Origin of the sequence: Clostridium estertheticum (assembly GCF_018861295.1) — a bacterium.
Lineage (GTDB): Bacteria > Bacillota > Clostridia > Clostridiales > Clostridiaceae > Clostridium_AD > Clostridium_AD estertheticum_D.
Map to the genome: position 1 here is coordinate 30283 of NZ_JAHLDM010000007.1, position 23035 is coordinate 53317.

Genomic DNA, 23035 nt, shown 5'->3' on the forward strand with positions numbered 1-23035 from the left:
CCCTTTAATTTCTTTTAACACATTTATTACTAATAATACTTTATAAATGTCAAAAAAATATGTGAACATTATGTAATAATGTCCTATAACACACTAATTACTGTTAAGGCTCAATAAGCGACTGAGAAAACGATGGAATTATAACCTTCGCTTTAAATAGATCTCCGTCAATTTCAATACTAAGTCCCCCTCCTTGAAGCTCAATGATACTTTTAGCAATTGAAAGTCCAAGTCCTGAGCCTTCAGTGTTTCTGGACTTATCACCCCTAATAAATCTCTCAAATATTTCTTCATTATCAAAGTTCATCTCATAAGATGAAATGTTTTTCATATTTATAATTATTTGATTATCCCGTTCAATTAAATCAATATATACTCTAGTTTTAGGAAGCGTGTATTTTAATATATTATTTATTAAGTTTTCAAATACTCTCCAAGTCTTTTTTCCATCTAAATTAGCATAAATCTTTTGTTTTGGAACTTTCACCTTAAATATTAAAGATGAATTATTAATTTTATCATTAAGTTCAGCTAATGATTGTTGCAAAAGTGCAGTTATATCTACTTTTTCTATATTAAGTTCCACCGCACCACTTGCCATCTTAGAAGCTTCAAATAAGTCATCTATCAGTATCTTAAGTCTCTGGGATTTTCTATCTAATACATCTATATACCCTTGCGATTCTTCTTTAGATAAACCTTCTTTTTTTAGAAAATCAACATAATTTATAATAGAAGTAAGTGGAGTTTTTAAATCATGAGATACATTAGTTATGAGTTCAGACTTAAGTCTTTCACTTTTTATCTCATTCTCAAGAGACTTTTTAAACCCAGCCTTCATATTATTTATATTGTGGGCAAGCTTAAAAAGATCTCCTCTCCCTTTTTCTACTATTGTATAATTAAGATTTCCTGAAACTATTTCTTCCGTTCCTTTTATAATACTTCTCAAAAATCTTATTTTATTAAAGGAATAAATAAAGATAAATACAAAGTAACAAATTATATACATAATCGGGATTATTGTAATCCTAGAGGATACCATGAAAGTGCTATAGGCTACAAATATCGCTACTCCAGCGAACATTGTAAGGATAATAATGCCTCTTTTAGATAATTGATAAAAAGCACATTTTTTTACTTGTTCTCTAAATTCTTCTCTATTTTTATATAACCCATATACCATAATAAGATTGGAAATACAATATAACATATAAAATGCCATAATGGTAAGTGTGCGAAATTGTGCGAAATTATATGGTTTGTAAAAAAACGGCACATTATCTATATATGTATTCATTATAAAATAATATATCATAAATAAAAATATTCTCACATCTAATGGTATTTTATTGTACCAGTTTTTTAGTTTTTTAATAAAAGGCATCTGCTCCTTATTTTTCTTTAATATAAAAATAAGTATAATCCCTACAATAAATGCCACAAAACCTATGATAACCTCTTTAATAATTCTTTGTCTCACAGAATTATAATAATTATAATTTTCATATATATAACTCGTTTTATCTATATCCTTTGGAATAATGAAATATGCTTCTCCGCTAGTACCTACCCACTGATTTATTGTAAACATATCATCATTAATCTTTAAAGATTTATCAGGAAATTTCATACTATAAAAGGCATTGTTTTTTACATATAAATTTATATCTGAAACGTTTACTATGTTTGTATATATAACATTGTTTTTACCCTTTGTTATATAATATTTTATTATAGTTTTCCCCTCTACAGCTCTTTTAATATTTTCATAGTCTTGATTTTTATATAGAGCAATTTTCTTTTTCGCATTATCTAATGTTTTTTCATTTTCCTTTTTAAATTCATTAAGCTCTTTATTTTTTGCATCAGTTAGTCTACTAATCTCAACATTATTGCCTTTTTTCTCTGCTGCTAATAGATCATTTTTATACTTATTACTTAATTGATCTTCCTTAGTTCTCAAATTAGCATCATATGTTGTTTTTGATGGCATTATTTCTCCATTTGTAACTTTTTCGTCATCTGACTTGTGTGAATAGTCTTTATATATAACATTTAACGCTTCTATATTATTAAAATAACCAACAATTTCAGCCTTGAACTCTGAACTAGTAAAATAGGGCTCCATTCTTAAATAATTTTTATTTTTTATAATGTCCATTACTGACAAGTTTGAAAGAGCCAACATATATGCACTTATAATAAAGGCTATGACCCAATATTTATTTTTCGATTTTGTATCCAATCCCCCACACCACCTTTAAGTATTCAGGTTCCTTTGGATTTATCTCTATCTTCTCTCTTATTCTCCTTATATGAACTGACACAGTATTTTCTCCATTATAAAATGTTTCTTCCCAAACTCTCTCATATATTTCTTCAATTGAAAATACCCTCCCTTTATTCTCCATTAAAAGTTTCAATATTCTATATTCTATAGGTGTAAGACTCATTTCTTTTTCATCAATCGTTACCATTTTCGAATTTTTATTTAATATAAGTCCTCGCACATTTATCTCATCATCGCATTCTTTATAATTACCAAGGCTTGTATATCTTCTAAGTCCAGATTTAACTCTTGCTATAAGTTCCATTGGATTAAACGGTTTTGTAATGTAATCATCCGCACCCATATTAAGACCTAGTATTTTGTCTGTATCTTCTGATTTAGCTGAAAGCATTATTATTGGAATATTTTTATTTTCCCTAATTTTAAAGGTAGCTTTAATTCCATCCATTCTAGGCATCATTATATCCATTAGTATAAGGTGAATTTCTTCTTCTTTCAAAACCTCCAAGGCCTCTATACCATCCACCGCTTGAAACACTTTTATCCCTTCATTTTTCAAATATATCTCAATAGCTTCCCTTATTTCATATTCATCATCTACAACCAAAACATTAAATTTAGTCATTCTAACCACCCCATTATATATATTATATATGTTAATATGAGAACTTTACAACTAAACCTATCTCATAAAGAATGCAAAAGGGTCCTTAGCTAACCCATTAGATTTAACCGTAATGTTTATATTACGAATGTGATAAATTTTACCCTTATAATCTTTTGCTTGATTATCACATATATATGCATAATCATAACTTCCTTCTTTTACCCATTTCATAAATACATATGTATGAGTTGGAAAACCACTTTGCTGTCCATTAGCATCTGTAGTAAAACATATATCTCCAGGCATTAATTTTTTATAATTGCTTTGTTTTTTAAAACCTTTATGTGAAAGTAAAGATATCATTTGCTCTGTATTACTTGTTTCTAACGGCACGCTAAAATTGTTTTTCCTTAAAACTTCAGATAAAAAATAAACGCATGTATTTTTTGAACTACCCTTATTTAATTTTACGGATGTATTATAAACATCTGTTCGTTTTCCTTTATCTTGTAGAAAACCATATATATTTTCGTTTAAGTGTGGATATTCATTTTGTATAATATTATTTTTTATAACTATTACTACTATACTCGTAAAAACTACAACAAGTAAAATGAGCATAACTTTTTTCATTTGGTATTTCCCCCTTTAATATCAGTAACTATAAACAATTATACAGGACACTTTTTACAAAATACTTATCATAATTCTTACAAATTTATTAAGAAAATGCAAATACTCCTCTTTATAGTAACAGATTTCTATAACAAATTCGCCTTGATTATAAAAACCCATATAAAGTAACTTTTAGTTACCTCATATGGGTTCTACTTAAACGCCTAAAAATGTATGATAACTACTCAACTTTTTTCCCCACTCATTTATAATTACTAATGCAGGTAGCAAATCATGACAGGTATCTGTTAAAGAGTACTCTACATGAGGTGGAATTTTATTATATTCTATTCTTTCTACAAGACCATGCTCGTGCAAAGCCTTCAAAGAACGTGTTAACATAATATTAGTGATTCCAGGTATCCTTCGTTTAAGTTCATTATATCTAACGCTTTTTTCAGAGGATAATTCCCATATAATAGCGATTCTCCACTTACCGCCAATAATCTCAAGTGCATGAACAACAGGACACTGCTTAGAATAAATATGTGGTGTTTTCTTTAGTTGATCTTTCATAAATGATGCCTCCAAATCCAGGGCACAAAAATGTGCGTACTTGATATTGTGTTCCTTTGTAAGATATAATAATAACATAACATATAAAGGGTTTTATGTAAATGAAATAGTGAAATAGGAGAGTGTTATTTTTGAAAAAATTATTTACCGAATTTAATATTAAAAATATAAAAATGAAAAATCGTATTTGTGTTCCTCCGATGGTTGTTGGATTCAGACCTGATGGATATGTAGCAATTGAAAATGTAGAACGTTATGAAAAGTTAGCTAAAGGTGGAGCAGGACTTATAATTCAAGAGGCTACCTGTGTTAATAATGATGGAAAATTATCTGGAAATCAACTTGGAATATGGGAAGATGATCAAATTGAAGGACTAAAAAGAATAGTAGATGTAGTTCACAAAGAAAACTGTCCAATATTTCTTCAAATTCATCATGCAGGAGTTGTTGGAATATCAAACGACCCAATGTGTCCAAGTCCTTATGAATATAAAAATTATGCAGGAAATATAGTTGTTGGACGCGTTATGACTAGTGAAGATATAAAATCTATACAAAATGATTTTATAAAAGCTGCCGGAAGAGCTTACAAAGCAGGATATGACGGTATTGAGCTTCATGGATGTCATGCCTATCTAATAAGCCAATTTTTAGATAAAAAAGTAAATAAACGAACTGACAAATATGGCACTAACCCTGAAAAATTTGTGCTAGAAATACTAGATGAAATTAGAAAAACAACACCAAAGGAATTTGTTGTCGGAATTCGTTTGGGAGGATTTGAACCACTAATAGAAGATGGAATACATTACGCTAAAATATTAGAAAAAAACGGAATAGATTTCCTTGATATTTCTTATGGATTTATGAGTGAGCAAGAAATGCACGTAAATGAGGAATATAAATACTCTAATGCTGTTTATGCAGCCAAGAAAATTAAAGAAGTAGTTTCAATTCCAGTATTTGCAGTTGATGGAATTAATTCAGCTGAAATTGCAGAGCAAATATTAACTGATACAAATGTAGACATTGTAGATATTGCTAGAGGCTTTCTTATAAATCCTAATTGGGCAAATGATGCCAAGGAAGGAAAAGATACTGGAAAATGTTTAAAATGTTCAAAGTGTATGTGGTTTGGTCAGTCTAAGGTTTGTGCAGGTAAGGTTATATTTGAAAAAAATAAAAAATAATAAATAAAATTAATTACATAAAAATAATAAAATTAATTACATATTGACAAATTATTTATAATATGGTATATTTCATTACAACATAAATAACAAATTTGATGACGAGAAAGAGTACGTTTTAGTATCTGTTCTAAAGAGAGTTGACAATTGGTGAGAGTCAACGTTCAGTCTATAATCGAAAATCATCTCTGAGAAGTAAACCTGAAATGTAATAAGGTTTAATGGTTGTCCACCATTAAAAGGAACAGATATCGATTGGTATCTTGCTAAGTGCTATTAAAGTTAGACATTATAATTTTAATAGATTTTGGGTGGTAACACGTGCATATTCGCTCGTCCCTTTTATAGGGACGGGCTTTTTTTATTTTAAAAAGGGGGTGGTTTAGTGGACAGTGACATTAGCGATATAATAACATACAAAAAAAATAAAATTTTTGGAGGAGTTACTATGAATAAATTATCAAGAAAAAATTTACTGCTAGTTAGTTTAATGTTATTTTCAATGTTTTTTGGAGCTGGAAACTTAATCTTCCCTCCAGTCCTCGGACAAATGTCTGGTACAAATCTTCTACTTTCGCTATCGGGCTTCCTTGCCTCAGCAGTAGGTCTACCAATTCTCGCTGTAGCTGTTGTTGCAAAAGCTGACGGTCTTCAGAATTTAGCTAGTAGAATTAATAAACCCTTCGCACTTATTTTCACATTATTAATCTATTTATCAATAGGACCATTTTTAGGCATACCTCGTGCTGCTAGTTTATCTTTTGAAACTAGCATAGCACCATTTTTACCTACATCAGTTACTGGTGGAGCTTTACCTCTTTTTCTATATACAGTGTGCTTCTTTGGTTTAGCATTTTGGCTAAGTATGAATCCTAATAAATTAGTAGATCGTTTTGGGAAGATACTAACTCCCGCTATCTTAATACTAATACTTATAATATTCATAGGTAGTTTAGTGAACCCTCTTGGTAGTTTTAGTGCCCCAATTGGAGATTATGCTAGCTTCCCTGTTTTAAAAGGATTTTTGGATGGATACATGACTATGGATGCCATCGCTGCACTTAATTTCGGGATAGTTGTTGCCTTAGTTTTAAAGAAACAAGGCATTACAGATAAAAAAGCTTTAAGCTCTTATACAATAAAAGCTGGACTTATAGCTGGTCTTGTTTTAACTGTAATATATTTAATGCTTTCCTGCCTAGGCGCTGCTGCTCAAACCAAATTTGGCAATACAACAAATGGAGCGCAAACATTAACAAAGGTAGTTTCTTATCTTTTTAATACAAATGGCCTAATAATACTTGGATTAACTTTTGGATTAGCTTGCCTTACAACTTGCGTTGGTCTTATAACATCATGTAGTGAATATTTCTCAAGGATAATTCCAAAGGTTAGTTATAAAGTTTGGGTTACCACAATAACACTATCTAGTATGCTATTTGCAAACGTAGGCTTAACTAACATATTAAAAATATCGGTACCTGTTTTATCAGCTATATATCCTATGGCAATAGTGCTTATTGTACTAGCATTTACCCATAACTTATTTAAAGGTTATAACACAGTATATTCTTTCAGCATGCTATTTACTGCTGTTTTTAGTATATCTGATTCATTAAATCAAGTTGGACTTAAAATATCATTTTTAAGTTCTATGCCTTTAGCAAAACAAGGTCTTGTTTGGGTAATACCAGCTTTAGTTGGTGCTCTGTTAGGATTGCTATATAGCATTATAAAAGAAGTTTCTTTTTCAAAAGAAACCCCTTTAAATGAATATAATAAATAAAATAATAAAATCAAAAGAGATTCTTCAGTAGAAGAATCTCTTTTGATTGATTGTTAAATTTAATTAAGTTTTTACTATATATATTCTTGATAATTTTCTTTCTGATTAAATATATCCATTACTTTGATTATATTTTTATTTGAAATTCTATATATTAAAACATATTCATCGAAGCATTTAAATTTATAATTAAGCCTGATTAGTAGTTCTTTCTTAGGATTGCTTGCACTATTCACATATACCGTAATCGTGTCGACTGCATTAATGTATGTTTTAAAAAACTAGCCATTCTTGCACTACTTATACGTTCTAAATCATCAAATATTTTATTTATTTTTACATTATAATGAGGACTGTACGTTATTGTGCTCTGCATTTAAAACTCTAGCTTTCATCTGTTTTATAAAATCTTCATGATTAATAACTTCATCATTTCCATTTTCTGAAATTTCTGATTCAAGCAGATTTCCATAGACTTTTTCTACAGCAACTAATTCTTTTTCTATAATTACTAATCTAGCTACTTCAGCTCTTAATTTACCTAATTCATTTTGTTGTTTGTCGAATTCAGCAATGCTTAATAATACCATGCTTCCTTTTCCGTTTTTTGTAAGGATGACTGGTCTATTTTTTGTTAAACAAATGTTTGAGATTTCGGGAAATTTGTTTCGCAAATCGCTGACTGGTAGAATGTCATATAGCATAATAAAATCTCCTCTCTTGATATTGTTACTGTTATTAGTATATCGTAATATTATCATAATTATAATGTTATTTTATCACAATTTTAATATTCTGTTTAATTAATTTAATTAGATTATATCTTTAAAATATGATGAAGATATTTTAAATACATTCATAAAATTTGAAACTGAAGACAATTACAATAATTTTACAGCCACTAAGTTAAAAACATATAAAGACTATGAATGATGAATTTTAAAATGAATTTTTCTTTGAGAAATCTTATAGGATAAAAACAATAAAATTATTGAGATAATCATATATATTAATTTAACTTTTAAAATTCCACCTTTCTCATAATCATAGTAATAATATATATGTCCTAATATCCCGTTTGTTTGAGTAATCTTACATCTCCATAAACCCTCTTCAATTAAGTAATAAGCAGTAATTAAACATGTACTTACTGCTATGTCTCTTGAGATAAGCAATACAAATATACTTAATGATATAACAAAAATATTAGTGGTGATTGAACATAAAAGTATTTCATTTATTGGAGGTAGAGTTTCATTTGCCCTAATCATTCCTTTATATAAAAAGTAAATATTGAAGAAGGAAATAAAATATAAAATTGTATACATTATTAATATTGAACCCAACTTCCTTATCATAAATTTGTTAGGTCTACTTCCACCAACTACTAAAGCTATTTCTTCCATGCTGTTATTAAAATCTGAACCTAAAAAGAAAAATATCAGTATTATAAATAACATTAGAAGATATACATCACAATAAAGATATAGATTTTGTGGAATTATATTTCCAATCCCTGCAGGCCCATTGGATAAAGGAATAAATTTATCTGGCATTATTCTTATAATTATATTAAAAAATAGCACTAGGTAAGTTATTAAATACAGCAAATTCTTAGTTAGCATATTATTTTGAAACCTTAAATAGAATTTAATCATTTCTTTACTCCATTTCCTTTTAGCCTACTATGTATTATATACGCATCCTGTAGATTTACCTTAACTTTTACAGAATCAGGTGTTAAAGGCTCATCACTTATATATTTTATGTGTGAGAAATTCGTAGAATTTAATGTTGTAAGAACATTACCAGAAGTATTTATTTTATTAAGTGTATCAACATCTACATCACTTTCCCATAACAATTCACTTACTTCATTTATAAAATTTTCTTTTGTCCCCTTATAAATTAATTCACCTGCTTTTATTACTAGTAAGTAATTGCAATAGTATTCAATATCTTCAACTATATGAGTTGTAACTAATACTATTCTATTTTTACTTATACTTGGAAATAGTTCTCTAATAATATTCCTTTGTTCCGGATCAAGCCCCACAGTAGGTTCATCTACTACGATTAACTTAGGGTCACCAATGAGCACCTGTGCAAACCCTAATTTTTGTTTCATTCCACCTGAATATTGTTTAATCTTCCTATCTATATACTCATTCATATCTAACTTATCTATAATTTCATCAAGATGTTTTTTTATGTTATTTTTATTCCAATCAAGTTTTAAACTACCTATTATTTCTAAAAACTCTCGGCCTTTTAAATTTTCATAGGTAGAAAAATCCTGTGGTAGATACCCTATAGTTTTTCTTACTTCTTTTAAATCTTTTTTATAATTTAAATCATTTAAAAAAATATCTCCACCCTGAATCGCAAATAGTGTTGTTAAAAGCTTAAGTGTTGTAGTTTTCCCTGCGCCATTAGGTCCGAGTATTCCTACTAAGCCCTCTTTCACTTCAAAAGAAATGTCTTTTAGTGCCTCTACATTTCCATATTTATAATTTAAATTACTTACATTTAAAGTATTCATTCCCACTACTCCTCACTCTATCAGTTTACTGAATATAAAAACATTTTTTCATAAGGCTTATCCATTTTAATTCCTGGAATAAATGGTGATAGTAAGATTCTATTTATTGGGTTTCTTTTTGTTTTAAGATAATCAATTACATCATTACATTTATTGTTGCTATTAATATATTCTTCATTACCAATAAACAAATACCCTTTATACGTTCTATCTGATATATTACCACTTATTAAAACAACTTCCCTATCTTTCCCTTGAAATTCATATTGATTTGCTTTACTTTTTTCATTTAGGTTAGAATATATTTTGTTTTTTCCAGCATACTTTATATTTATATTATATTCTTTATCTGTATCATCATTTAATTTTGGATACCATTCAAAAACATCAGCCAAAAAAAACGAATTATCCCTCACATAAAATAACTCTTCCCCTTGTACCCAACTTGTGTTTATTTCTCCTTCATAAGATACTTTCATGTTTACTATTTCATTCTTTGTATATTCTCTTGGAAGCGTTACTATAAAGCTGTGGTTAGTCCTTTTAAATTTCAATTTTTTTCCCTGAACTTCTATTTTAGATATATCTAATTTTTCATATAATCCTAATTCTAAAGAATTAACTCCAGATTTATTAACTTTTATTTCCATTTCACAATCATTCTTTAATTTATTACTAATATCGAGATTCATATTATATTTATCAATATAATAGCCACATTTCCTTTCACCAAAGAAAGTTCCATCTTTATTATCACTATATTTAGCCGCTATATCTTCATTTCTTGATGTTATATCATAATAACTGGGTCTCATTAAATATATACCCCTACCTAAACATATACATAAAATAAGAATTAAAGATAATGCTCCCATACGAAATAAAGTGTTTTTTCTATTTTCCTTTTTTCTGTATTGGTAAGCATAAGGTAATATTAATAAACTAAATGAAATGATTAACCATAAGATATTATGATATAAATAGCTCTTATCATAACTTATAACATCAAAAACACTTGGAAATGTTCTTATATTAATAAGAGGAACTATAATATTTGATGTTTTATAAAAGTTGCATAATATTAAAAATACTAAAATTACGGATATAAACCCTATTACCTCCCCCAGATACTTGCTAATAGTTTGTCCTATAAATAGCCCAACACAAGTGCATACCACTAAGAAAACTATAGTATTAATAATATACCCTATGCTTTGATATAAAAAATACCCTATAGAAACCTTACAAATCATCCCAACTGCCACAAGTATTATTATATTTAAAATCAAAACGAATCCTTCAATCATTGATAATGTTAGAAGTTTGCTTAACATTATTTTTCTATGAGAAATATCTATGATTTCAAAAATATCATTGTGACTTTGTCCAATTTTCATGCACAATAGCAAAATAGGTACCATAATCAAATTTAATGGTAGCCAAGAATCTTTAATTAGCCCAACTACTGATAAAAATGTGACGTCTCCTAATTTCATGCTACTTATTATTTGCTGAATACCAAAAGCATATAAAGCAGCAATAACCCATATAAGTTTTCCTCTTTTTAAATTAATAACTTCATATTTAATTAGAGCATTAATTTTTCTCAATGTGCTCACCTATCCTTTTTACATACTTAGTAAAAGAATAGCATATCACCCATTAACTGTCAATTGCATCATAAATATGTTATATTATATACTAATAGTATGTTTTATTGCTTTTCTATAGCCTTAATTTACCTTATTTATTTTTAAGAGATTCAATATATTTATCTCCCCAAATTCTAAACTGTTCTAATACTGGATCGAACGCTTTTCCTAAATCAGTTAGTGAATACTCCACCTTTGGTGGAATTTCCGAATAAACATGTCGACTAATCAATCCATAATCTTCTAACATTCTTAATTGCTTTGTTAATGTAGACTGAGTGATATCACCTATTCCTCTTTGTAACTCGCCATAGCGTAATGCTCCATCACTCAAATGATACAAAATTAATATTGACCATTTTCCCGAAAATATTTTTTGCGCTGTAAAATATGGGCATTTCCCAAAAAGACTATTTTTACTCTCCATCATAGTTTCCTCCTCAGTATCTATTAGATACTTACATCATCAAAAGATCGTACTTGTTGTTTTTGATATACATGGTATTATTAGTGTGTAATCAATCTTAACACACATATATGAGAGGAGCAATAATTATGAATAAAGCATTAGAATTTTTACAAGAGAGTGGTATTTTTTACTTAGCGACTACTGAAGGTGACCAACCAAGAGTCAGACCATTTGGTGCTGTCTTTGAATATGAAGGAAAATTATACATTGTCACAAACAATACAAAAAAATGTTTTAAACAAATGTTAAAAAATCCTAAAGTTGAGATGTCTGGTATGAATAAAAAAGGACAATGGATTCGTGTTACTGGAGAAGTTGCAAATGATGACAGACGTGAAGTAAAAGAATTGGCACTTCAAGCTGTTCCATCTTTAAAGACTATGTATAACATTGATGATGGAATTTTTGCAGTTTTATACTTTACAAAAGGAACAGCTACTATTTCTTCTTTTACAGCTCAGCCTGAAACATTCTCACTATATATATAAATCAATCCACCCGTAAGCCAGGTTGTTGGTTATATACTTTGGTAACAGTTATAACTTATTGAATTAAATGTAAGTGTGGAGATAAAATGTCTCCATCTAAAATTATGTCTGTCATCTGCTATCACAGTTATTAGCTCACTTCATATACTATTAATATATCTAACAATTCTTAATGAGGTGTAATTATTGAAGACATATTTAAAAGATCCTATGCAGAGCGATGATAGTAAAAAAGATGTTGTGATATTACCTATTCCAATGCTAGTAAAATTAGAACAGGTTTCACCTTTCCAAATTGAAATTAGCTATGACATAGATGTCGATGTAAAGCTAGGAACGAAATCAACTAATTACTGGATCAAGGATACAATGAATGTTATACCTAAAGATATAGCTACACCTGGTAGAAACGCTAGTGTGAATACTAGAAATTCACTTACGGATAGTTTTGTTAAAATAAATTCTAAAAATGGCTCAGCGAGAACATTTATATTAACTTTTAATCACGTTATTCCTAGAGGTGCACAGTATATGCTAATAATTTGTTATGTAACAGTTAAAGGAGCACCTAATTACAATGGAGATAATGGTATGGGAACTTTTATTGGTAAATAAACAATATTGAATTATGATGATTGAAGCGCTTTGTTAAAAGAGTAACCAGTAATTTATGAATAAACCGTGCCAAAAGCTATATCTTCCTTCATATCTTGTAAACGTTAAATTTAATGTTGATTAAACGGATGCGTACTTAGCGCATTCGTTTTTTTCTACCTGACTCCCAACTCATTCCCCCTATTAAACCAATTGTTTTCAAATTAATTCTCGCCTCTACATTTACAAATCATTATTATACGATTTTTTATAAAATATCTGAAATATCGTTAAACCTATAATAATTCATTACAGACATTTCCTCAAAACCACAAACTTTGTATAAATTAAGTGCATTGTTGTTTTTGGATTCCACATCCAATTCTACATCATTTATGTTCTCTTCATTAATTATACGCAAAACTTCTTTTAAAGCTTGTTTCCCATAACCTTTACCTCTAAAATTTGACAATATTCCAAACCCACATATAAATGCAGAATTATCGCTATGTTCTATCCTAATTTTACCTATAATGGCCTTATTTAATTCAATCATATATGTTTTCATATTTATGATTTCCTCTTCCTCTGGAAAACTTTCACCCTCTTCTGAACCATAGAAAAATATTTCATTTTGTCTCGCTATTTCCCTTTTGTCTGTTTTCTCAGCTTTTCTTAAACTAATTGAATTTATGTTTTCTAAAATAGTTTTGTTAAGTAACTTCATTCTATACTCCGAAAAATCATATTTCCCACATACAGCCTTTATAAAAAGGGTCCCTGACCTCGATTTACCATCTGATAATAGAAATATATTATTAAAGTTTCTTTTCTGGCACTCCTCTGTTGCAAGTTTAAGGAGCCTTGTAAATAAGCCTTTTCTACGAAAGTCTGGATGAGTCATACCATTAATTTCACCATTATTGCCTCCAAAGCTTGAAATACCAAGGTAGGCCACTAAAACATCTTCTACATAATATAAATATTCATTAATTTCCTTTAAACCTATATAATCATTTTTGGTTACACTTACTTTATAATCTAATTCTAATTTTAAATTGGTTTTGTCTTTCAAAGTACAAAGTACTTCTAGTTGACTTATTTCTTTATACTCCCTTTCTGATATGTATTGTTTTAAACAAATAGTTTGATTTAATATTTTTTCTGACATTTTCTAATCTCCTTTTTATATGAATAATTTATTTATATTAATATACAGTCAATTTTAAAATACCATATATGTTTTATAATTACAATTTATAATTTTCAATAAATTGACTAATATTAATGCCGGTACTATTATTAATATTAGTTATATTAATAATATGTTGTCAAATGTAAAATTGAATTTATTAAAACCAAAGCATATTATGATTATGAATTTGAACTGTAAATAAAAAAAGTTTTTATCTAAAAAGGGAGATATTAATGAGTAGCTTATCTGTAGTTAGAAGAAATTTAGGTAATACTTTTCCAGCACTTAAGGAAAAAAACTTTATGTATTTTTGGACCGGACAGTGTATATCTCTACTCGGCACTTGGGTGCAACGAACAGCTCAGCAATGGTTAGTATATAGTATTACAAAATCCCCATTATTATTAGGACTTTTAGGTGTGGCCCAATTTACCCCAGTTCTTTTCTTCTCTCTATTTGCAGGTGTGTTTATAGATAGATTTAACAAGAAAAAAGTGCTTATATTTACTCAAAGCATTTTGATGATGTTAGCCTTTACACTATCCTTTCTAGTATGGAGTGGTAAAGTACACTATTGGCACGTACTTGTTATTGCAATCATAATGGGTTTTGTAAATACGCTAGATATGCCTACAAGACAATCTTTTATACCAGAATTGGTTGAAAAGAAAAACATAATAAATGCCATTGGACTAAATTCCTCTGTGTTTAATGTGGCAAGAATTATAGGACCAGCAATTGCAGGCTATTTAATGGTACGTTTTGGAACCGCACTATGCTTCTTTTTTAATGGTTTAAGCTTTATAGCTGTAATTATAGGTATCGTTTTGATTAAACCAACTCGTTCATATATAAGAAAACAAAGTGGTAACATGTTTTTAGGTATAAATGAGGGTTTAAAGTATATTATATCAAATAAAACAATTTTAGCAGCAGTGTTATCCATGTTTGCAGTAGGAACCTTCTCTATGAATTCTGATGTCATTATTCCTGTCTTTTCTACAATAGTTCTTCATCAAGGAGCTGGTGGATATAGTACTCTTTTATCAGTCATGGGAGTAGGTTCTCTTTTCGCAGCTTTAACCGTTATAACTACTACTAGAAAAGGTCCAAATAAGAAGTTGCTCTATGGTAGTTCAATATTAGTTTGTTTATCTCAAACTGTTTTGCTGTTTACACATTCTTACTTAATGTCTTCGCTAATGCTCGCATTAGTCGGATTTTTCACAGTAGCTTTTTCAACTTCAGTAAATTCAACAATTCAGTTAAACACAAGTGATGATTACAGAGGTAGAGTAATGAGCGTTTATTCCTTGGCTAATAATGGAACCACCCCTCTTGGAAATCTTTTTGCAGGCACCATTACAGAAAAATTCGGACCTAATTTAGGATTTTTCGGTTGTGGTTTCGTGGCACTTGTTTTGATGATTACAGTACTTGGGTCATTGAAAATTAACATATTTTCGAATGCAAAAGATAGAAAATAAAAAAGATTTTACACTAATTTTTATCGTAACAATTTCTTAAATCATTAACAATATTTTTGTCTATGTCACAACAAATACTCTTGTCATCAATTAAGTAAACCATACTTGAAGCCAAAAAACTGGCTGAGAACTTCTCTCCATTTGAATATATTATTATAACACCAAAGCCTATTCCATCCCGTAGTTCCACACCTGACTTTGTAATTTTCAAACTATTAATTAAATCAATTAGATTGTCTCTATCTGATTGATTTATAATTTCTTTTTCCTCGCCTTTCATATTTCTATATTGTAGTTTATTTTTATACTATATTATATCATAATTTCAATTATAAGTTATTTTATTCAAAAATTTCTTTCTTAAAACCTAATGTTTAATATTTTTATTTCGATAACTATAATATGATTTGTTTTTTTAGATCTTATTTAAAGGGGGAAAATATAAAATGATTATTGGAAATGTAAAAAATCCATATATAAATAATATTAGTAACCAACAACTTCAAAAGGTAGTAAGTAACAAAAATATTATTACCAATAACAAAAATTTAAGTTCTGAAGAAATTATGAAACAGAAAATAAGGAATATGAATACTCAATTTGCACTTAGTCAAAATTCAGAACAACAAATAGAAATTGGAATGTCAACTTTACAAGAAAAAGAGGTAGGGTTAGACAATATAAAAGATATAGGCAACCAACTCAAAGAGCTATCAAAACAATATGCAAGTTCTGATTTGAGTGAAAATGATAAGTCAAAAATTGAAAAACAAGCAGAGGAATTATTAAATAATTTAGGCAGTCTTATGAATCAAAAAGAAGAAAATAATGTATTAGGAGATAAGACAATTACGCTAACTGGATCTGATGGTAAAACTAGTGTTATATTGTCTAAGAGTCTTAATATAACACTAGATTTTGGAAAATTAGATGACACTAAACCAAATAATACAGACAAAGAAAATAATGATAAGCACTTTTCAAACAATGTTAGTGTATCAACTTTACTTAAGAACCCTTCTATAATTGAAGAAAGAATGTTAAATCCAGTGCAAAAATCTATAGAAAAAGTAGATGATGCAAAATCAATTGCATATAGTAATTTTATAAAAGAGTACTCATCTGCAAAAAGTTCAATAGATGATTTGTTTAAAATAGGTGGAATAAGTGCATATACAAAAGATAAAAAAATGTTGCATCAGGAATTACTTTATATTAGGATTTCTGAATTATACGCTCACCCTTTAAACAAATAAACAAAAATTTCGAAAAATTATTATTCATAGGACTTTCTACCTTCCCACCTATTGAACCAAATAAGGCTAGCAATTATCAGCATAATTGTGACTAGGAATACCAATGGAAGGTATCTTCCATAGAGCCACGTAAGAACTTGTGATGGAGCTAACCCTATAGGAAGTTGTATCCCAGGCATAAGGCTTTCTGGGATGATTGAAAGGCGCGCTGGCCATGTCCAAGGAACAAACTTCCATATTTTATCACCTACTACAGTTGCGCCCATAATTGCAGCAATTAAAAATCCTGCGCCACCTAATGCAATTGAAACTCCCATTCCAAATGCAAAACTTAAAAACAGATAAAATACATACAAAAATAGGCAACCAATAACCGTTAGCAATGAACCTTGAAAAAATAAACTATATTGTATGTTTTCTATATGCAAAATAAACTTCATTCCAAGTAAAAACATAGAAGTAGAAAGAAAAATGGAAATAGTGGTCATAAACTCAAGTAGAAAAAGTTTGCTAAGATAACTTGTTGTTCTTGGAACAGTCGAACTTAGAATTATGCTAAAATTTCCTGCACCTTCTTCCTGCATACCAATAAACCCTGAAATTAAACTTACCAAAAGGGGGAGAAAAACTGAAATCACCTTAAAAAATCCATCATACATTACATATTGTATTTTATTGTTTGAAAAATATAATAACATTAAAATAGAATAAGCAATGGGTATAGAAGTAAAAATAAGTCTAATTGCAGTCCGCTTTGTTTTCATCCAATCAGCAGAGATACATTTAAATATATTCAAAGTTAACGTACCTCCCTTTTAGAAAACCAGATTGAGGTGAGTAAAGATGTTATAATTAAAAATACAATCGATACAATAATACCAATCAGAATAACAGATGGATTCATTAATATATCCCCATTCTGAAGAGGAGCACCACTTGGGTGTACATGAACAATAGGACACATTAAACGCAATGGCCAGCTCCAAGGCACAAATATCCATGATGGGCCATTAGCCATAATAACGCCTGCTGAAAGTCCAATTAAAGCACTTCCAATTGAAGCAACCATGCCTAACCATGTTGCTAGGAACAAATAAATCGGAATCAAACCAACCGATGTAATCCAAATTACCATACTCGCTTCACAAATTTTCAAAAATGGAGCCATATTTCCTGATTTTAAAAAACTATATAGAAAGACAACGGCTATGAGAATTATAGATGATAAAAACATATAGAAGGCGATAATAGCATTTTTACTAAGCCACAATCTTATGCTCCTTACATTATGTGAACGTAATCCTCTATAATTTCCAGCTTTTCTTTCTTTAGCATCAGAAAGAGAAGAAAGTAGTGCAGAACCAATAGGCATAAATATAAGTGGCCACCAGTTAAAAACCATAATAATAAAATAATTATTTTCAGTTCCCATATTTGCCATAGTAAGTAATGCATATAATATAAAAAATAATGGAGCCATGACAATGAGCTTTCGAGAGAATGTTCGCTTGTATTTTAAATTTTCAGATTGCAAATAATTAATCATTAGATGCATCCTCCTCTTTTCTACTTTTTTTCACAATTTTCATAAATAGTTTTTCTAAATCATCATCTTTATGAATTTCATTCTGATAGCCTAGTATCCCATTGCTGATAATACCAATGTGCTGAGCAACTTGATCTACTTCTGAAAGCATATGGCTTGACAAAATCACCGTAATACCCTGAGACGGAAAAGAACGAATCAATTCCCGAAGTTCTTGTATTCCAATAGGATCGAGTCCATTGGTGGGTTCATCCAAAATTAGAAGTTTTGGATGAGTTAAAAGCGCAATGGCAATTCCCAAACGTTGTTTCATACCCATTGAAAACTGTGATGCTCTTTTCTTACCCGTATTTTTTAAATCCACAATTTCAAGTACCTCATGTACTTGTGAATCAGGCAAATCTAACAATTTAGTGTGTACTTTGAGATTTTCCTTAGCAGTAAGATTACCATAGAGTGCCGGAGATTCAATTAATGCTCCAATATCTTTTAAATCTTTTCTATTCCATGGATGTCCATCGAATATTATATTACCGGAGGTTGGACGTAAAAGCCCTGTTATCATTTTTAATGTTGTTGATTTTCCTGCACCATTAGGACCAAGTAGCCCATAGATAGAATTCCTTTCAACCATTAGTGAAATATTGTTAACTACCTGTTGTTTCCCAAACTTTTTACACAATTTTTCTGTTTTCAAAATATAAGAATCCATATTTATCACCCTTTCCTTTACTATAGTTTTATAATAGCAAGCAATTATAAGGATTTTATAAGGATTTGAAATATACTTTATATATCGTTTAATATCGTTTAATATTGTATTATAAAGTAAATATTTTTAATTTTATCCAATCACACTTAAACAACAAAATCCATATATTGTTTGTATATAGAAAACCTATCAAAGATATATAATTATTTACGTACATTCAAGTAAAATAATAAGGAGGGAATGAGATGAAAGTTTGTGGGGGATGGACAATTCAAGAACCTGTTAGTAAAGAAAATAAAAAAGTACTTGGTATTGCTCTAAAGGGCTTCGTAGGTTCTACTTTTGAACCTATAGTAGTTGCTACTCAAGTTGTAAATGGAGTTAACTATGTATTTATAGCTAAGTCTACTACTGTAACATTAACACCTAAAACTGGACTAGTAAAAATATATGTTTCTGCAACACCTGCTGGTACTGAACCTAAGCTCGTTAATATTGAGACAATAGTATAAATAAAATATAACTATTTTAATATATAAAACAAAACAATATAGCTAGTTAAATATTTATTACCTAGCTATATTTCTATAAATTGCGATAACTATACCTAATTTCATTACATAATTCGCTAATATAGTGGACAAGCTAATATTTCAATACTAAAAAAGCATTATGACAAATTTTATCATAATGCTTTTTTAACGTTAATCCTTAAAGTTCAAGTTTCAAGACATTTGTCCAAAATGTCTTAGTATGGATTTTATTTAATTAATATTATTGTATTTCATTTAATCTTTCCACTATACTCCTCTTACTTGTAGTCTTATAACATATAATAGGAATAACTACAGACATCACTATAAGAAATGGTAGACAAATTGCTACTGGTACAAGTGTAATGTGATAGCTGAAAAACCAAATGCCTCCTGCAATAACCTTAACAATAATATAGCTAAATGCCGTGCCAAATGTAACAACGATTAAAATAGTAAACAAAGCATAATATAATCCTTCAAATAAAAGCATCTTATAAAGCTGTCTGCCAGTCATACCTATACTTTGCAGCATTGCATGCTCCTTTCTTCTGGATATTATGCTTGTAGCCATAGAATTAACAAAATTAAGTATTCCAATCAATGCAATTACAAAACTGAGTGAATATCCTACTACATTATAAGTAGACTGAGTTTTTGCAAATTCCTTCTCATAAAGATTTTTTGACATATAACTAAGTGCAGGCTCTTTTGTTTTTACATAATTTTCAATATACTTTTCAACACTTAGGATATCTTTCTTTTCCACATCAAATGATGCTGTCATTATGACAGGTTTCTTAACATGAGCTTTGAAATCATCAGATGGAATAGAAATCTGCACTGCCTGAGGATCTGCACGCTTTATAGAAAGATTAAATGGTATATCACCTATTGCCATTACTTTATAGGTCTTTTCTGTTCCATCATCATATGCCATTTTAAAATCTTCACCAACATCATAATAACTTTCTGTACCTGAAGTTCCATAAATATTGGGTGCTCCAATTATAATATAATTACCTGTTGCAAATTTTTCAGCATCAAATATCCCTTTATAAATTTTAAATTTATTCCATATAAGCTTATCAAGTCCATAAAGCTCTAATTTCATTTCTTTACTTTCTAATATTTTATTTGTTTCTTCTGTAGAACCAGATTTATCCTTTATGGCAATCTCACTTTTAAGAGCACCTTTAAGCCATTTTAATGATTTGTCTGTTAGCTTATGTTCGCACTCTTTAAAATATATTCTTCCAGCGCTTTTTACTCCCTTCAAAGAACTTATTTTATCCACCGTTTTTTCTTTTAAGGTATCCTGCCCTTTATATCCAACAGAAGGATTAAAATAACCCGCAGCAGCTATAACAAAATCGCTGCTCATAAATTCACCAACATATTTATCCATATTAAAACCTTTGACTATTGTATAAACACTATTAAAAAGTATTATGCTAAGTGAGAGTGAAATCATTACAACTATAGCCTTTTTCTTATTTCTGAACACATTATAGAACGCCATTTTGTAAATTCTAACACCATTAGTTGAATCTTTATCCTTCCTTTTCCCATTGTCCTGAACATCCGTATACCTGACTGCCTCAATGGGTGATATTTCTGCAGCTATCTTTTGTGGCTTTCGGCAACTTATAATCACAGTAACAAGTGAAAATAATGATGCTGCTATAAATACAAGAGGGTTAAAATATATTTCAGTATGTGTAACATTTACAATCTGCATTACAAATGGTATAAGCACTGATCCCATTATATATCCTATAACTAGTCCTATGGGTATTCCTATAATAGAAAGTGTTATTGCCTGCCTTTTAACAATACTTCTTATCTGTTTTGATGTGGTTCCTATGGTTTTAAGCACACCATAAAATTTAGTATCGTTTGCCACTGAAATATAAAATATATTATAGATAATAAGATATCCACTTAACATAATAAGCAGCATAACACCTATAAGAGCAGCAATGGTACCTAAATTAGATGTGATTTGTCCTGAAGTATAAGCCCAATTTACACCTACTGGTATATTTGCCTCTTTATATCCGTTATCCTTTAAAATTTTCAAAAGCTTATTCTCCACATTAAAACTATTTGAAAACATTACATCTGCAAATATAAGTCCTGTAAAATTTCCAGTTTCTTTAATATGACTTTCTACATATTTATAATCTATATCATCAAGCTTTGATTTTAAAAATTTCTCAGATACCCATGCCATACTTGCAGGAGTCACACTATCTCCTTTCCAGTATCCTGATAGAATAAATTTATCTGTAGCTTGTTTGCCATTTATAGTATATGTTAATGTCACCTTTCTTCCTATTTCATGTGGTACACCAAGCTTATCAAGGACTATAGTATCCAAAGCTATTTCATTTTCGTTTTGTGGCATTCTCCCTTTTGTAGGAAGATCAAACATATATTCTGCTTCCTTATTTGTTGCATATCTTACTTCAGTTTGTCTTGTGGAAAGCTCATTATTTTTTGCAAAACCAACTGATACTGAATATTCAATATTTTTAATAAGCTTATGGGTTTTTATATGATCAAATTCATTTTTTGTTAAATATTTAAAACTACCGTGAGCACTTCCTCCCACCTGACGCATACTACTTTCCTGTAGAGATTTATTCATGCTTATTCCGATTGTTAGTAAGCTTGTAAATAATATAGTGGTTAATGCTATTGCCATTACCGCAAATATATTTCTTAGCTTATTTGCTTTCAGACTTTTAATGGAAAGATTACGAATAGTCCTCTTATTTGGTGTAGCTATCATTAATCATTCACCAGCCTATTCACAATTCTTCCATCTTCAATTTTTATAATACTATCCGCCATTTGTGCTATTTCCTCATTATGAGTTATCATAACTATGGTCTGATTAAAACGTTTCCCTGTGGCTTTTAGAAGTCCCAATACATCAAGGCTTGTTTTACTGTCAAGATTCCCTGTGGGCTCATCTGCGAGAATAATAGCCGGTCTTGTAGCTAAAGCTCTTGCAATAGCCACCCGTTGCTGCTGTCCTCCTGAAAGATTATTTGGATAAGACTTAATCTTACTTTGAATTCCAAGAACAGATATTATACTGTTTAAATACTCTTTATCAACAGTGTTTCCATCCAGTTCAATGGGAAGAACAATATTTTCATAAACATTCAATATAGGAAGCAAGTTATAATTTTGAAATATAAACCCTATCTTTCGCCGGCGAAATATTGTAAGTTTATCATCATTTAATTTAAATATATCTGAGCCTTCAACTTCCACTGTTCCTGAAGTTGGCCTATCAAGCCCTCCCAACATATGTAAAAGAGTGCTTTTACCACTACCTGATGTTCCTACAATTGCAACAAACTCACCCTGATCTATACTTAAATCTACATCATCTAAAGCTTTTACCATATTTCCACCGTTTCCATAATACTTTTTCAAACTTTTCGTCTGTAATACTGCCATAATAATTCCTCCCTAAA

The 23035-nt window shown here is 29.4% G+C and carries 23 protein-coding genes and 1 other annotated feature; of the genes, 7 read left to right on the forward strand and 16 right to left on the reverse strand.

The annotated features are described in order from the left end of the window. Positions 1-103: 103 nt before the first annotated feature. From KPL54_RS08840 to KPL54_RS08855, 4 genes are all read right to left on the reverse strand, one after another. On the reverse strand, positions 104-2191 hold the full coding sequence (locus KPL54_RS08840) for an MFS domain-containing histidine kinase (protein ID WP_216106379.1): 2088 nt from the start codon (positions 2189-2191) through the stop codon (positions 104-106). A 34-nt stretch (positions 2192-2225) separates the two neighbouring features. Continuing rightward, entirely contained in the window at positions 2226-2918 is a 693-nt protein-coding gene (locus KPL54_RS08845) for a response regulator transcription factor (protein WP_071611418.1), read from the reverse strand. Positions 2919-2975: 57 nt separating this feature from the next. Continuing rightward, positions 2976-3533, reverse strand: a complete 558-nt coding sequence (locus KPL54_RS08850) for a hypothetical protein (RefSeq protein ID WP_216106225.1) — start codon at positions 3531-3533, stop codon at positions 2976-2978. Between the two features lie 198 nt (positions 3534-3731). Continuing rightward, positions 3732-4091 (reverse strand): winged helix-turn-helix transcriptional regulator, encoded by a 360-nt coding sequence (locus KPL54_RS08855; RefSeq protein WP_216106226.1) that lies wholly within the window; start codon positions 4089-4091, stop codon positions 3732-3734. Positions 4092-4213: 122 nt separating this feature from the next. On the opposite strand from KPL54_RS08855, the gene KPL54_RS08860 reads away from it, so the two are divergent. Together KPL54_RS08860 and brnQ are read left to right on the forward strand one after the other, a co-directional pair. Next, positions 4214-5281 carry an NADH:flavin oxidoreductase gene (locus tag KPL54_RS08860; protein WP_375372981.1) on the forward strand — a complete coding sequence of 356 codons (1068 nt, stop codon included), beginning with the start codon at positions 4214-4216 and terminating at the stop codon, positions 5279-5281. Positions 5282-5370: 89 nt separating this feature from the next. Beyond that, positions 5371-5625: a binding site (T-box leader), on the forward strand. Between the two features lie 104 nt (positions 5626-5729). Next, the gene (brnQ, locus tag KPL54_RS08865) at positions 5730-7067 is read left to right on the forward strand and encodes a branched-chain amino acid transport system II carrier protein (RefSeq protein WP_216106380.1); all 1338 of its coding nucleotides are present in this window, start codon (positions 5730-5732) and stop codon (positions 7065-7067) included. A gap of 341 nt (positions 7068-7408) precedes the next feature. Here brnQ and KPL54_RS08870 read toward each other — a convergent pair whose 3' ends face one another. The 5 genes from KPL54_RS08870 to KPL54_RS08890 all read right to left on the reverse strand — a co-directional run bounded on the left by KPL54_RS08870 (position 7409) and on the right by KPL54_RS08890 (position 11688). Beyond that, positions 7409-7771, reverse strand: a complete 363-nt coding sequence (locus KPL54_RS08870) for a type II toxin-antitoxin system Phd/YefM family antitoxin (RefSeq protein WP_216106228.1) — start codon at positions 7769-7771, stop codon at positions 7409-7411. Positions 7772-7990: 219 nt separating this feature from the next. After that, positions 7991-8725 (reverse strand): hypothetical protein, encoded by a 735-nt coding sequence (locus tag KPL54_RS08875; RefSeq protein WP_216106229.1) that lies wholly within the window; start codon positions 8723-8725, stop codon positions 7991-7993. Beyond that, positions 8722-9609 (reverse strand): ABC transporter ATP-binding protein, encoded by an 888-nt coding sequence (locus KPL54_RS08880; protein ID WP_216106230.1) that lies wholly within the window; start codon positions 9607-9609, stop codon positions 8722-8724. The genes KPL54_RS08875 and KPL54_RS08880 overlap by 4 nt, the downstream gene beginning before the upstream one ends. A gap of 20 nt (positions 9610-9629) precedes the next feature. Then, positions 9630-11219: a hypothetical protein gene (locus tag KPL54_RS08885; protein WP_216106231.1), complete on the reverse strand. Its 1590-nt coding sequence runs from the start codon at positions 11217-11219 to the stop codon at positions 9630-9632. A gap of 133 nt (positions 11220-11352) precedes the next feature. Continuing rightward, positions 11353-11688 carry a winged helix-turn-helix transcriptional regulator gene (locus tag KPL54_RS08890; RefSeq protein WP_216106232.1) on the reverse strand — a complete coding sequence of 112 codons (336 nt, stop codon included), beginning with the start codon at positions 11686-11688 and terminating at the stop codon, positions 11353-11355. Between the two features lie 128 nt (positions 11689-11816). Between KPL54_RS08890 and KPL54_RS08895 the strand changes: the two genes are divergently transcribed. Beyond that, positions 11817-12218: a pyridoxamine 5'-phosphate oxidase family protein gene (locus tag KPL54_RS08895; RefSeq protein ID WP_216106233.1), complete on the forward strand. Its 402-nt coding sequence runs from the start codon at positions 11817-11819 to the stop codon at positions 12216-12218. Between the two features lie 186 nt (positions 12219-12404). Then, entirely contained in the window at positions 12405-12833 is a 429-nt protein-coding gene (locus KPL54_RS08900; protein ID WP_253203408.1) for a hypothetical protein, read from the forward strand. A 247-nt stretch (positions 12834-13080) separates the two neighbouring features. On the opposite strand, the gene KPL54_RS08905 is transcribed toward KPL54_RS08900, so the two are convergent. Beyond that, positions 13081-13983, reverse strand: a complete 903-nt coding sequence (locus tag KPL54_RS08905; RefSeq protein ID WP_216106234.1) for a GNAT family N-acetyltransferase — start codon at positions 13981-13983, stop codon at positions 13081-13083. Positions 13984-14240: 257 nt separating this feature from the next. Between KPL54_RS08905 and KPL54_RS08910 the strand changes: the two genes are divergently transcribed. Continuing rightward, complete coding sequence (locus tag KPL54_RS08910; protein WP_216106235.1) at positions 14241-15494, forward strand: MFS transporter; 1254 nt, start codon at positions 14241-14243, stop codon at positions 15492-15494. Positions 15495-15507: 13 nt separating this feature from the next. Here the strand turns inward: KPL54_RS08910 and KPL54_RS08915 are convergent, their stop codons facing one another. After that, positions 15508-15774 (reverse strand): hypothetical protein, encoded by a 267-nt coding sequence (locus KPL54_RS08915; RefSeq protein ID WP_216106236.1) that lies wholly within the window; start codon positions 15772-15774, stop codon positions 15508-15510. 166 nt (positions 15775-15940) lie between these two features. Between KPL54_RS08915 and KPL54_RS08920 the strand changes: the two genes are divergently transcribed. Continuing rightward, positions 15941-16750, forward strand: coding sequence for a hypothetical protein (locus KPL54_RS08920; RefSeq protein ID WP_216106237.1), 810 nt, complete (start codon positions 15941-15943; stop codon positions 16748-16750). 20 nt (positions 16751-16770) lie between these two features. On the opposite strand, the gene KPL54_RS08925 is transcribed toward KPL54_RS08920, so the two are convergent. The 3 genes from KPL54_RS08925 to KPL54_RS08935 are packed head-to-tail and all read right to left on the reverse strand — an operon-like array spanning position 16771 to position 19008. Next, positions 16771-17547, reverse strand: a complete 777-nt coding sequence (locus KPL54_RS08925; protein WP_216106238.1) for a lantibiotic immunity ABC transporter MutG family permease subunit — start codon at positions 17545-17547, stop codon at positions 16771-16773. A 2-nt stretch (positions 17548-17549) separates the two neighbouring features. After that, on the reverse strand, positions 17550-18296 hold the full coding sequence (locus KPL54_RS08930; RefSeq protein ID WP_216106239.1) for a lantibiotic immunity ABC transporter MutE/EpiE family permease subunit: 747 nt from the start codon (positions 18294-18296) through the stop codon (positions 17550-17552). Then, positions 18289-19008 carry a lantibiotic protection ABC transporter ATP-binding protein gene (locus KPL54_RS08935; RefSeq protein ID WP_216106240.1) on the reverse strand — a complete coding sequence of 240 codons (720 nt, stop codon included), beginning with the start codon at positions 19006-19008 and terminating at the stop codon, positions 18289-18291. The genes KPL54_RS08930 and KPL54_RS08935 overlap by 8 nt, the downstream gene beginning before the upstream one ends. A 245-nt stretch (positions 19009-19253) precedes the next feature. On the opposite strand from KPL54_RS08935, the gene KPL54_RS08940 reads away from it, so the two are divergent. Continuing rightward, the gene (locus KPL54_RS08940; protein WP_216106241.1) at positions 19254-19520 is read left to right on the forward strand and encodes a hypothetical protein; all 267 of its coding nucleotides are present in this window, start codon (positions 19254-19256) and stop codon (positions 19518-19520) included. A 262-nt stretch (positions 19521-19782) separates the two neighbouring features. On the opposite strand, the gene KPL54_RS08945 is transcribed toward KPL54_RS08940, so the two are convergent. Further along, on the reverse strand, positions 19783-22338 hold the full coding sequence (locus KPL54_RS08945; RefSeq protein ID WP_216106242.1) for an ABC transporter permease: 2556 nt from the start codon (positions 22336-22338) through the stop codon (positions 19783-19785). Then, positions 22338-23018 (reverse strand): ABC transporter ATP-binding protein, encoded by a 681-nt coding sequence (locus KPL54_RS08950; RefSeq protein ID WP_216106243.1) that lies wholly within the window; start codon positions 23016-23018, stop codon positions 22338-22340. Before KPL54_RS08950 ends, KPL54_RS08945 begins: the two co-directional genes overlap by 1 nt. Between the last annotated feature and the right edge of the window lie 17 nt (positions 23019-23035).